At 64.5% G+C, this 11422-nt stretch carries 12 protein-coding genes; 11 read left to right on the plus strand and 1 reads right to left on the minus strand.

Annotation, left to right across the window (positions count from 1 at the left end; all coding sequences use genetic code 11):
- Positions 1–40: 40 nt before the first annotated feature.
- The gene (locus ACWNC0_RS02670) at positions 41–1261 is read right to left on the minus strand and encodes an acyl-CoA dehydrogenase family protein (protein WP_449468759.1); all 1221 of its coding nucleotides are present in this window, start codon (positions 1259–1261) and stop codon (positions 41–43) included.
- Positions 1262–1549: 288 nt separating this feature from the next.
- Here ACWNC0_RS02670 and ACWNC0_RS02675 point away from each other — a divergent pair, with 288 nt between their 5' ends.
- Genes ACWNC0_RS02675 through ACWNC0_RS02725 form a run of 11 tightly spaced genes read left to right on the plus strand, consistent with a single transcriptional unit; the run spans position 1550 to position 11420 of the window.
- Complete coding sequence (locus tag ACWNC0_RS02675) at positions 1550–2476, plus strand: VOC family protein (protein ID WP_449468757.1); 927 nt, start codon at positions 1550–1552, stop codon at positions 2474–2476.
- A 9-nt stretch (positions 2477–2485) separates the two neighbouring features.
- Positions 2486–3385 (plus strand): CoA transferase subunit A, encoded by a 900-nt coding sequence (locus ACWNC0_RS02680; protein ID WP_449468756.1) that lies wholly within the window; start codon positions 2486–2488, stop codon positions 3383–3385.
- 11 nt (positions 3386–3396) lie between these two features.
- Positions 3397–4194 carry a CoA-transferase subunit beta gene (locus ACWNC0_RS02685; protein ID WP_449469413.1) on the plus strand — a complete coding sequence of 266 codons (798 nt, stop codon included), beginning with the start codon at positions 3397–3399 and terminating at the stop codon, positions 4192–4194.
- Positions 4195–4196: 2 nt separating this feature from the next.
- Positions 4197–5099: an enoyl-CoA hydratase gene (locus ACWNC0_RS02690; protein ID WP_449468751.1), complete on the plus strand. Its 903-nt coding sequence runs from the start codon at positions 4197–4199 to the stop codon at positions 5097–5099.
- Complete coding sequence (locus ACWNC0_RS02695; RefSeq protein WP_449468749.1) at positions 5096–6187, plus strand: NAD(P)H-dependent flavin oxidoreductase; 1092 nt, start codon at positions 5096–5098, stop codon at positions 6185–6187. The genes ACWNC0_RS02690 and ACWNC0_RS02695 overlap by 4 nt, the downstream gene beginning before the upstream one ends.
- Before the next feature lie 15 nt (positions 6188–6202).
- Entirely contained in the window at positions 6203–6952 is a 750-nt protein-coding gene (locus ACWNC0_RS02700) for an enoyl-CoA hydratase family protein (protein ID WP_449468747.1), read from the plus strand.
- Positions 6952–8106: an acyl-CoA dehydrogenase gene (locus tag ACWNC0_RS02705; protein ID WP_449468746.1), complete on the plus strand. Its 1155-nt coding sequence runs from the start codon at positions 6952–6954 to the stop codon at positions 8104–8106. The genes ACWNC0_RS02700 and ACWNC0_RS02705 overlap by 1 nt, the downstream gene beginning before the upstream one ends.
- Positions 8107–8117: 11 nt before the next feature.
- Positions 8118–9158, plus strand: coding sequence for an acyl-CoA dehydrogenase family protein (locus ACWNC0_RS02710; protein ID WP_449468744.1), 1041 nt, complete (start codon positions 8118–8120; stop codon positions 9156–9158).
- Between the two features lie 2 nt (positions 9159–9160).
- On the plus strand, positions 9161–10312 hold the full coding sequence (locus ACWNC0_RS02715) for an acetyl-CoA C-acetyltransferase (RefSeq protein WP_449469415.1): 1152 nt from the start codon (positions 9161–9163) through the stop codon (positions 10310–10312).
- Positions 10313–10326: 14 nt separating this feature from the next.
- Positions 10327–10977, plus strand: a complete 651-nt coding sequence (locus ACWNC0_RS02720) for a gamma carbonic anhydrase family protein (protein WP_449469417.1) — start codon at positions 10327–10329, stop codon at positions 10975–10977.
- The gene (locus ACWNC0_RS02725; RefSeq protein ID WP_449468740.1) at positions 10974–11420 is read left to right on the plus strand and encodes a nuclear transport factor 2 family protein; all 447 of its coding nucleotides are present in this window, start codon (positions 10974–10976) and stop codon (positions 11418–11420) included. Before ACWNC0_RS02720 ends, ACWNC0_RS02725 begins: the two co-directional genes overlap by 4 nt.
- Positions 11421–11422 lie beyond the last annotated feature (2 nt).

Raw genomic sequence — 11422 nt, forward strand, 5'->3', positions numbered from 1 at the left:
GCCCGATGCTGTCCAGATGTCAGATGGTCAGATGCTCGCTTCAGATAAAGGTGAAAGCGGGCGGTTCGCCATTGATCGTGCCGATGACATCGCTGGTGCGGTTGGCCGGGTCATTGGCGACATGAGCGCGCGCGGCGTGGAGGTCGAGCCAGGGCTGGAGGATCGGGCTCGACATATAGACCGCCCGGCCGCCCAGCAGCTTGACCATGCCGTCGGCGAGTTCGGCCATGCGGCGCACGACGCTGGCGGACTGGTAGGCAAAGAGCGCGCGCTTTTCCATCGGCACGGGCTCATTGCGGCCCGCATAGTCCATGAGGTCATTGAAGGTCGTGCGGTGGGTGAGTTCCATCTCGTTGGTCTCGGCGATCGCGCGGGCGATGGCGGCGTGGAGATTGGGGTCGGCCTTGGACGCCTTGCCGGTGTTGGTCGAGACGCGGTTGCCCATGATCTCCATCGCAGCGCCAGTGGCGGCGCGGATGCCGCCGAAGGCGGCGCTGGAGACCGAGCGGATGAAGAGCTGCGCCCAGGGGATGCGGTAGAGCGGGGCGGTGTTGGTTTCCTGGCCCGGATTGGTCCCGGCAAAGCCGTCGCTGGCCTTGTGGGTGCGGTGTTCGGGCACGAACACGCGCTCGACGACGATGTCGAAGCTGCCGGTACCCTGAAGGCCGAACGTGTCCCAGGTGCCTTCGATCACCTGATAGTCGGAGCGCGGCAACAGGAAGGTGCGCATGTCGGGCGGGCCGCCATCGGTGTCGAAATTGATCGCGCCAAGCAGCACCCAACCGCAATGGGAGGAGCCTGAGGAGAAGCCCCAGCGGCCCGACAGGTAGAAGCCGCCTTCGACCTTCTCCACCTTGCCGACCGGCTGATAGGTGGAGGAGACGAGCATGTCGGGGTTATCGCCCCACACTTCCTTCTGCGCCTCGTCATGGAAGAGGGCGAGTTCATAGGGATGGCAGCCCAGCACGCCGTAGATCCAGCCTGTCGACATGCAGCCTTCGGCCAGCGCCTTCTGGATCTCGAAGAAGACATTGGGGTGCATCTCATAGCCGCCGTAACGCTTGGGCTGGAGCACGCGGAAGAAGCCTGCTGCCTTCATCTCGGCGACGGTTTCGGGGGGCACGTCATGGGCGATGGTGCAGGCGCGCGCGCGCTGGCGCAGCGTCGGGATCATGGCCCTGGCTTTGGCGATCAGACTTTCGGGTGAAGGTATCCCGGCATTCGCCTCGTCAATGGGTCGGCTTGCTACTGCCCCGGTCATGATCTTCTCCATTGTAGGCGACTCTACTTCAGATTTGCTATATGCGTAGTTTATGTAAACTGCTATTACGCAAACTGTCAAGGCAAACAGGGCTTGCGCATTTGGGCCGTTGCTTATAGGCGGATTGGGAACGAATTGCCATAAGCTCGTGAGCGCGCTTAACTGCGCCTCCCCCTGCAAGTGCGAAACAGGCGGCAGCGCTTGCCATATGCGTATGGGGAAGGCCATTTTGAAACGCTCTGCGGCAGAGCATGGCTGGCAGACAGGAAAGAAGGCGAGGCGCTTGAAATGGCAGTGATATCGCTAGGCTATGTAGTGATCGAGGCGCGGGACCTGGGCGCCTGGCAGGATTTTGCCTGCAATATCGCAGGGCTGATGGCGGCGCCTTCGGCAAGCGAGGACGTCGCGCTGTTCCGCATGGACGACCGGCCCTGGCGCCTGCGGGTGCAGAAAGGCGCGGCCGACCGCTTCGTGGCGCCGGGCTGGGAATGCGCGAATCGTGACGCTTTCGAATCAGTGCTGGCCCGCCTCGAGGCGGCGGGCCGTCCGGTGGAACGGGCGGGGGTCATGGAAGCGCGTGGCCGTCAGGTCTATGAACTGGCCCGCTCGTCCGACCCGGCGGGTAACCCGATGGAGCTCTTCTACGGCCGCTTCGTCGACTATGCCCCCTTCGTCTCGCCCGCGGGCGTCAGCCGCTTCGTGACCGGCAGCCCCCATGGCGCGGACGGCGACATGGGGATGGGCCATGTCGTGCTCACTGCCCCCAATTTCGACGAGACCCACGCTTTTTATAAAGACGTTATGGGCTTTGGCGACACCGACCTTGGCCGCTTCTACCTGATGGGTGGGGGCGCGGACGATCCGGGCGTGGGCTTTGCCTTCATGCACTGCAACCCGCGCCACCACAGCCTGGCGCTTGGCCAGCTGCCCGAAAGCCCCAATGGCGCTGTCCACATGATGCTCGAGGTCGGCTCCCTTGAGGATGTCGGCCGCGCCTATGACCGGGTTTTGAAGAGCAAGGGCAAGGTGCCGCTCTCGGCAACACTGGGTCGTCATGTCAACGACAAGATGACCAGCTTCTACATGCAGACGCCCGGCGGCTTCGACATCGAATATGGCTGGAACGGCCTTGTAATCGACCCGGCGACCTGGGTCCCCACCACCAGCCTTTCTGTAAGCGACTGGGGCCATAAATGGGCTCATGAGCAGGACTGACGCAAAAGGATGACTGACATTATGCTCGACAAGCGCATGAGCGTCGACGACATCGTCGACCAGATTTCCGACGGGATGACCATCGGCATCGGCGGGTGGGCCACGCGCCGCAAGCCCATGGCGCTGATCCGCGCCATCGCCCGATCGAACCTGAAAGACCTGACCGTCATGGCGGGCTATGGCGGCATGGACATCGGCCTGCTCGCCGCCACCGGCAAGATCAGGAAGCTGGTCTTCGCCTTTGCCAGCCTCGACCATTATCCGCTCGAACCCCATTTCCGCAACGCCCGCCAGGCGGGCGCCTTCGAGGTGCTCGAGCTTGACGAGGGCATGTATCATTGGGGTCTGCGCGCAGGCGCGATGAAGCTGCCCTTCCTGCCGACGCGCGTGGGCATCGGCACCGACATCATCACGCAGGACGGCTTCGACTTCAAATTCGTGAAGAGCCCCTATGCCGATGGCGAGGAATTCGTCGCCATGCCAGCGCTGGTGCCCGACATCGCCCTGATCCATGCCCATCGTTCCGACGAGCGCGGCAATATCCTCACCCTCTCGGTCGATCCGATCTTCGATGAACTGCTCGTGCGCGCAGCCAAGAAAAGCTACGCGACGGTCGAGAAGATCGTGCCGACGGCTGAGCTCGATATGAAGAAGAACAGCCGCTACAACCTCGTCGAGCGCGCGATGATCACCGGCGTTGCCGAGGCACCCTTGGGCGCGCATCCCTCGAGCGCTGACCCCGACTATCAGCTCGATCTCAAGCACATCAAGACCTATGTCGAAAGCGCCGCCTCGCCCGAAGCCTGGGCCGAGTATAAGGCGAAATATATCGACGTGTCGGAAGCCGATTATCAGGCAGCGATCGGCGGCGCGGACGCCGTCAAGCAGCTCCCCGTCCCCATTTACTAAGCGAGAGACCCATGACCCAGAACAGCTATTCGCTCGCTGAACTCGTCATCGCCGCCTGCGCCGAAGTTTGGCGCGAGAATGGCGAGGTGATGGCGACCGGCATCGGCCCCCTCCCCCGCATCGGCGCTGGCCTTGCCAAACTGAGCTTCGCGCCCGCGATCCAGACCACCGATGGCGAGGCCTGGTACACCAGCGAGCCGGTCGGCCCGGGCAAGCGCACCGCCGAGCCGGAATTTGAAGGCATCGCCAATTATGACCGCGTCTTCTCGGCGCTCTGGAGCGGCCGCCGCCATGCGCTGGTTGGCCCGGTGCAGATCGACCGTTATGGCCAGGCGAACATCTCGGTGATCGGCGACCATAAGAAGCCCAAGGCAGCGATGCTCGGCGCGCGCGGCTTCCCCGGCAACTCGATCAGCCATCCCAACAGCTTCTTCTTTGCCAACCACAACAAGCGTGCGTTCGTGGAAGGCGAGGTCGATTTCGTGTGCATGGCGGGCTACAACCCGGCGCGCTACCGCAATGGCGCTGCGCCCCAGGGCCTGGACTTGCGCCGCATCATCACCAACCTTTGCGTGATGGATTTCGGCGGGCCGGATCACCAGATCCGCGTGATCTCGCTGCATCCGGGTGTGACGTTCGAGGAAGTGCAGGACAATACCGGCTTCCCGCTGGCAAAAATCGATGGCGAAATCCCCACCACGCCCGCGCCAACGGCCGAGCAGCTGGAGCTGATCGCCAGGATCGACCCCAATAATGTCCGCGCGACCGTGTTCAAGGACAATCCGGCCGGAGACAGAAGGGCAGCCTGACGATGAACGAGACCGACCGCCTGGTCGAACCGCAGCAGGTCGACATTGTTTACGAAACGGATGAGCCGGTCACCTATGAGGTGATCGACCATGTCGCGTGGATCATGATGAACCGTCCGGGCTTCAACAACGCCCAGAACGGCCAGATGACCTATGCCCTTGATGACGCGTTCGTACGCGCCGTGAACGATGACGATGTGCGCGCGATCGTGCTGGGCGGCAACGGCAAGCATTTCTCCGCTGGCCATGACATCGGCACGCCGGGCCGCGACGTGCACCAGCATTTCGAGAACCGGCTGCTGGTGCCCGGCCATGTCAACAAGCCCGCGGCCGAACTGCTCTACACCCGCGAGAAGGAGCAATATGTCGGCATGTGCCGGCGCTGGCGCGATGCGCCCAAGCCCACCATCGCCATGGTGCAGGGGGCCTGCGTCGCGGGCGGCCTCATGCTCGCCTGGGTGTGCGACCTCATCGTCGCGACCGACGACGCCTTCTTCCAGGACCCGGTCAACCGCATGGGCATCCCGGGCGTCGAATATTTCGCCCACGCCTATGAACTCCCCCCGCGCGTCGCCAAGGAATTCCTGCTACTGGGCGAGCGGATGAGCGCGCAGCGGGCCGAAAGCTTCGGCATGGTCAACAAGATCGTCTCCCGCGAGGCGCTGCGCGAGACGGTGGCAGGCATGGCGGCCAAGCTCGTCGCCCAGCCCCGCCTTGGCAACTGGCTGACCAAGCAGGCGATCAACCATGTCGAGGAGCTGATGGGCAAGCGCAACGCGATGGACGCGCAATATCATATGCACCATTTCGCCCATGCCCAGAACGACCTCGTCCAGGGCAGTTCGATCGCGGGCCTCGATGCCAAGAAGATGGCCGAGGCCAATAAGAAACAGGCGAGCGAATGATGGGCGATCCGCTGCACACGATCCTGACGGAGCGGCTTGGCTGCCGCTGGCCGATCATCCAGACCGCGATGGGCTGGGTGGCGGAACCCAGCCTCGTCATCGGGTCGAGCAATGCGGGCGCCTTCGGCTTCCTCGGCGCGGCGGTGATGACGCCGGACGAAGCGCGCGAGAAGCTGCTCGCCGTCCGCAAGGGCACCGACCGGCCCTTCGGCGTCAACTTCCACAGCTTTCAGCCCGGCGCTGACGCAATCGTCGAGCTGATCCTCGCCAACAAGGATCAGGTGCGCGCCGTCTCCTTCGGGCGCGGCCCCAACGCGAAAATGATCGGCCGCTTCAAGGATGCGGGCATCCTGTGCATTCCCACGGTCGGCGCGGTCAAACATGCGCAGAAGATGGTCGAACTGGGCGTCGACATGGTCAATGTCCAGGGCGGCGAAGGCGGCGGGCATACAGGCTCTGTCCCCACCACCGTGCTGCTCCCCCAGGTGCTGGATGCGGTCAAGGTGCCGGTGATCGCGAGCGGCGGCTTTGCCGACGGGCGCGGGCTGGCGGCAGCACTCGCCTATGGCGCGGTCGGCATCGCGATGGGCACGCGGTTCCTGCTGACCAGGGAAAGCCCGGTGCCCGACAGCGCCAAGGCGGAATATCTCAAGGCCTCGACCGACCGCATCGTCGTCACGACCAAGCTCGACGGCATTCCGCAGCGGATGGTCCGCACCAAATTGATGGACCGGATCGAAAAGTCCGGTTCCTTGGGCATGTGGCTGCGCGCGATCGAGGCGGGCATGGCTATGAAGAAGCAGACCGGCGCGAGCTGGATGGATTTCATCAAGTCGGCGCGCGGCATGACCGCCCATGGCGCGATGCCATTGAAGCAGGCGATGATGGCCGCGACCATGCCGATGCTGATCCAGAAGGCGGTGGTCGAGGGCGACATCGAACATGGCGTGATGGCGACCGGCGTGGTCGGCGGACGCATCGTTGAAATACCCAGCTGCCAGGACCTGGTCGATCGCATCGTCGCCGAGGCGCATGAGCGCCTGGCCGCGCTCGCCGCGATGGGCCGCGAGACCGCCAGCGCCGCCTGAGGAAGAGGGAAGACAATGCCGATTACGCTGACCGTCAAGGGCGCCATCGCCGAAATCCTGTTCGACCATCCGCCGGTCAACGCCTTCGACACCAAGGGTTGGGAATCGATCCCGGCCATGGTTTACGAAGCGGCGGCGAACGAAGATGTGAAGTGCATCCTGATCCGCGCCGAAGGCCGCGGTTTCTGCGGCGGCGTCGACATCAAGGAGATGCAGGCCCATCCCGAGCGCATCGCCAAGCTCAACAAGGATAATTACCTGACCTTCAAGGCGATCCGCGAATGCGCGATCCCCGTGGTCGGCGCGCTCCACGGCTTCGTCATCGGCGGCGGCGTCAATATCGCGGGCGCCTGCGACGCGCTGATCGCGGCGGAAGGCGCCTATTTCTCGCTGCCCGAGATCGATCGCGGCGCGATGGGGGGAGCCGCCTTCATGAGCCGCATGCTGCCGGTCCAGATGGTGCGCGCCAATTTCTTCACCGGCGGGCGCATCCCGGTTGAGGATGCCTATCGCCACGGCTCGGTGCACAAGGTGGTGCCCTTGGAGAAGCTCAAGGACGAGGCCTACGCTTTCTGCGAAATCATCGCGTCCAAGAGCCGCGCGGCGCTGGTCATCGCCAAGCAGGCGCTCAATCTCATCGAGCCCACCGACCCCTCGGCCCATTACCGGATCGAACAGGGCTTCACGCTCGAAATGTACATGCATGAAGACAGCCAGAAGGCGCGCGACGCCTTCGTGGAGAACAAGGGCGCGGCGAAATTCTGATGGACCTGAATTACACTCCCGAGCAGCAGGCGTTCCGCGCCGAAATGCGCAGCTGGCTTGAAGCCCATGTGCCTGAGCATCCGCTCGAGCATTTCGACGCCACGCGCGAGGGTTTCGAGGCGCACCGGGAATGGGAAAAGACCTTGAAGTCCGGCGACTGGGGCATGGTGACCTGGCCACGCGAATATGGCGGGCGCGGCCTCGACCTCATCCAGTGGCTGATTTTCGAGGAAGAATATTATCGCGCAGGCGCGCCCGGCCGCGTCAACCAGAATGGCATCTTCCTGCTCGGGCCCACGCTCATCGAATTCGGCACCCATGAGCAGAAGCAGCGCTTCCTCCCCAAAATGGCGTCGGGCGAGGAAATCTGGGCGCAGGCCTGGTCCGAACCGATGGCAGGCTCGGACCTTGCTGGCGTGCGCGCTACCGCCGTCCGCGAGGGCGACGACTATATCCTCAATGGCCACAAGATCTGGTCGAGCCGCGCGGTGTTCGCCGACTGGGCGTTCGGCCTGTTCCGCGAGCCGGGCAGCGAGCGGCATAAGGGGATGAGCCTCATCTTCTTCCCACTGAATGCGCCGGGCGTCACGGTGAACGCGATCAAGAAGATCAACGGCCATGTCGGTTTTGCCGAGATCTTCCTTGAAAATGTCCGCGTCCCCGCCTTCAATCGCCTCGGCGACGAGGGCCAGGGCTGGCATATCTGCATGGCGACCGCCGGTTTCGAACGCGGCCTCATGCTGCGCTCGCCCGCCCGCTATCAGGTGGCAGCGAAGAAGCTTGCCGAGCTGTGGACCGCCAACAAGGAAACGGCCGACCCGGCCCTCGAAGCCGATGTCGTACGCGCGCACATGAATGCCGACGCCTATGCGCTCAATATCTACCAGACCGCCTCGCGGCTGATGGCGGGCGCCAAGATCGGCCCGGAGGCGTCGACCAACAAGATCTTCTGGTCGGAACTCGACATTCACCTCACGCAAACCGCGCTCAATATCCTGGGACCGCAGGCCGAACTCACGCACGAAGCGCCGGACGCAAACCCCGTCGACTGGATCGACGACTATATCTTCGCGCTCGCAGGCCCCATCTATGCAGGCTCCAACGAGATCCAGCGCAACATCATCGCCGAGCGCATGCTCGGCCTGCCGCGCTAAGGGGATTTAAGATGGATTTCACCTTAAGCGAAGAACAGCTGATGTTCGCCGAGACCGCGCGCTCGCTGTTCGCCGACAGCTGCACGCCCGATCATTGGCGCAAGATGATGGAAGCAGGCGTGGCGCGCGACGATGCGCGCTGGGCCTCCATCGTGGAAACCGGGCTGACGCTGGTGCTGCTGCCCGAAAGCGCGGGTGGCATCGGGCTTGGCGAGACTGACTTTGCCCTGATTGCGCAGGAAGCGGGTTATGTCGCGCTGCCCGAGCCGTTGGTGGAAAGCGCAGGGGTCGCCGCGCCGATGCTGGCGGCGCTGGCCCCCGACAGTGACGTGCTGGCCGATCCGAGCGCGACGATTGCGATCCAGCATCCGCTCAACCCCTTCGTCGCCAATGCGGACAGCGCGGCGGCTATTATCCTGCATGATGGCGGTGAGGCCTATCTGGTGACGCCCGATCAGGTGATGCTGACGGCGCAGCCCAGCATCGATCCGTTCCGCCGCATCTTCTCCGTCGCGTGGAGCAAGGACAAGGCGACGGCTTTGGGCAAGGCGGATTGGGACTTGGCGCTCGACCGCGCGGCGCTGTTCAACGCTGCCTTTGGGCTGGGCCTTGCCCAGCGGTCGGTCGACCTCGCCGTCGACTATGCCAAGGAACGGCAGCAGTTCGGAAAGCCCATCGGCAGCTATCAGGCGGTCAAGCATCACCTGGCCTCCGCTCAGGTCGCGATTGAATTCGCCAAGCCGGTGGTCGCCGCCGCCGCTGCGGAAATCGGCGCCCGCGACGTGCAGGCCCGCGCCCGTGTCAGCCATGCCAAGCTGGTGGCCCTTGAGGCCGCCGACAAGGCCGCCCGCGCCTCGATCCAGGTGCATGGCGCGATGGGTTACAGCTGGGAGGTGGACGTCCACCTCTTCTTGAAGCGCGCCCTTGCCCTGACGCAAAGCTGGGGCACCCCCGCTCATCACCGCGCGCGCATCGCCACGCGCATCTTCACCCAGCCCATGGGGCCGGACCAGACCTTTGCCAGAGACGCTGGACAAAAGCAGGAAGCTTGAAAATGCCTGAAGCCTATATCGTCGATGCCGTCCGCACCCCCATCGGCCGCAAGAAGGGCAGCCTCGCCGCCGTCCATCCCGCCGACCTTGGCGCGCACCCGATCCGCGAACTGGTCAAGCGCACCGGCATCGACCCGTCAGGCGTCGATGACGTGGTGTGGGGCTGCACCGAGACGATCGGCGGCCAAGCAGGCGATATCGGCCGCACCGCATGGCTGGTCGCAGGCCTGCCGGAGGAAATCCCCGGCGTCACCGTCGACCGCCAATGCGGCTCCTCCCAGCAGGCCGTCCACTTCGCCGCGCAAGGCGTCATGAGCGGCACCCAGGACCTGGTGGTCGCGGGCGGCAGCCAGGCGATGAACCAGATCCCGATCATGGCGGCGATGATCGCAGGCGCGCAATATGGCTTCGACAGCCCCTTCCACGGGTCGAAGGGCTGGGTCGAACGCTATGGCATGGAAGAGGTCAACCAGATCAAGTCGGCCGAGATGATCGCCGACAAATGGGGCATCAGCCGCGAAGCGATGGAAGCCTTCGCCCTCGCCAGCCATCAGCGCGCGCAGGCCGCCTGGGACAATGGCTGGTTCGACAAGGAAGTGACGGCGCTCGAGGGCCTCACCCGCGACGAAACCATCCGCCCCACCACCTCGCTTGAGGGCCTCGCGTCCTTGAAGCCCGTCAATGAAGGCGGCATCGTCACCGCAGGGGTCGCCAGCCAGAATTGCGACGCCGCCGCCGCGCTGCTGATCGCCAGCGAGCAGGCGGTCAAGGACCATGGTTTGAAGCCCCGCGCGCGCATCCACCATCTCTCGGTCCGCGCCGCCAACCCGGTATGGATGCTGACCGGCCCGATCCCCGCCACCCAATATGCGCTCAAGAAGGCGGGCATGGCGATCGGTGACATCGATCTGTTCGAATGCAATGAGGCGTTCGCCAGCGTCACCATGGCCTGGATGAAGGAACTCGCCATCCCGCACGACAAGGTCAATGTGCAGGGCGGCGCGATCGCGCTCGGCCATCCGATCGGGGCTACCGGCGCGCGGCTGATGACCACGCTGCTGGGCGCCCTTGAACGCACCGGCGGCCGCTATGGCCTCCAGACCATGTGCGAAGGCGGCGGCCAGGCCAACGTCACCATCATCGAGCGGCTCTAAGGGACCCAGCCCCGATGCCCGCCTACGCCTATCAGGGGATTGTTCCCGTTGTCGATCCGACCAGCTACGTCCATCCGCTCGCGTCGCTGATCGGCGACGTGATCGTGGGGCCGGGCTGCTTCATCGCGCCGGGTGCTTCGCTGCGGGGCGATTTCGGGCGGATCGTGGTGGAAGGCGACAGCTCGATCCAGGACAATGTGTCGGTCCATGCCAACCAGTTGCGCGACACGGTCATCCGCCGGGGAGCGACCATCGCCCATGGGTCGATCATCCATGGCTGCGAGATCGGCGAAAATGCGCTCATCGGCATGAACGCCGTGATCCTCGACAATGCGGTGATCGGCGCGGAAAATCTCGTCGCCGCCCTTGCCCTTGTGAAGTCCGACACGGTGACCCCGCCGCGCAGCCTGGTCGTCGGCAACCCAGCCAAGGTGGTCAAGACGTTCGAGCCGCACCAGGTCACCTGGCGCAACAATGGCGAGGGCGAATATCAAAAGCTCGCCAAGGCCGCGCTGACTGGGCTGGTCGAGGCCGAGCCGCTGCGCGCAGCCAGCCCGGAGCGGCAGGCGCAGCGCGTGGCGTCGGACGCTGTCGCCGTGCGCCTCACCGGCGAGACCGCCCAGCATCGCGAACGCCAGGCGGCGCAGCGGGAAGGCCAAGCATGAACAGCGCTGTCGCCATCACCAACCTCCTCTACCGCTATGCCGAACTGATGGACGCAGGCGATCTGGAAGCCGTCGCCGCCCTGTTCGCGCGCGCCCGGATCAAGACCGGCGGCGGCGAAGTGGTCGAAGGGGCAGCGCCGATGCTGGCCCTCTGGCAGGCCCATGTGCGCATCCATGACGATGGCACGCCGCGCACCAAACATGTCATCACCAATCCCATCGTCGAGGTGGACGAGGACGCGGGCACCGCCACCTGCCGCTCTTACTATACCGTGTTTCAGGCAACGCAGGACCTGCCGCTCCAGGCGATCTGCGCGGGCCGCTATCATGACGCCTTCGTCCGCACGGACGGGGCATGGCATTTTTCCGGGCGGGATTATTCCCTGCTCGATCTCGTTGGGGACTTGAGCCAGCATCTGCTGATCCCCGTCGCAGCGCAATGAAG

This window comes from Sphingobium chungangianum (assembly GCF_977014255.1).

What these genes read in the sequence shown, in the direction of transcription:
- ACWNC0_RS02670 (WP_449468759.1), bottom strand. Translation starts at nt 1,261, where the DNA reads ATGACCGGGGCAGTAGCAAGCCGACCCATTGACGAGGCGAATGCCGGG.
- ACWNC0_RS02675 (WP_449468757.1), top strand. Translation starts at nt 1,550, where the DNA reads ATGGCAGTGATATCGCTAGGCTATGTAGTGATCGAGGCGCGGGACCTG.
- ACWNC0_RS02680 (WP_449468756.1), top strand. Translation starts at nt 2,486, where the DNA reads ATGACTGACATTATGCTCGACAAGCGCATGAGCGTCGACGACATCGTC.
- ACWNC0_RS02685 (WP_449469413.1), top strand. Translation starts at nt 3,397, where the DNA reads ATGACCCAGAACAGCTATTCGCTCGCTGAACTCGTCATCGCCGCCTGC.
- ACWNC0_RS02690 (WP_449468751.1), top strand. Translation starts at nt 4,197, where the DNA reads ATGAACGAGACCGACCGCCTGGTCGAACCGCAGCAGGTCGACATTGTT.
- ACWNC0_RS02695 (WP_449468749.1), top strand. Translation starts at nt 5,096, where the DNA reads ATGATGGGCGATCCGCTGCACACGATCCTGACGGAGCGGCTTGGCTGC.
- ACWNC0_RS02700 (WP_449468747.1), top strand. Translation starts at nt 6,203, where the DNA reads ATGCCGATTACGCTGACCGTCAAGGGCGCCATCGCCGAAATCCTGTTC.
- ACWNC0_RS02705 (WP_449468746.1), top strand. Translation starts at nt 6,952, where the DNA reads ATGGACCTGAATTACACTCCCGAGCAGCAGGCGTTCCGCGCCGAAATG.
- ACWNC0_RS02710 (WP_449468744.1), top strand. Translation starts at nt 8,118, where the DNA reads ATGGATTTCACCTTAAGCGAAGAACAGCTGATGTTCGCCGAGACCGCG.
- ACWNC0_RS02715 (WP_449469415.1), top strand. Translation starts at nt 9,161, where the DNA reads ATGCCTGAAGCCTATATCGTCGATGCCGTCCGCACCCCCATCGGCCGC.
- ACWNC0_RS02720 (WP_449469417.1), top strand. Translation starts at nt 10,327, where the DNA reads ATGCCCGCCTACGCCTATCAGGGGATTGTTCCCGTTGTCGATCCGACC.
- ACWNC0_RS02725 (WP_449468740.1), top strand. Translation starts at nt 10,974, where the DNA reads ATGAACAGCGCTGTCGCCATCACCAACCTCCTCTACCGCTATGCCGAA.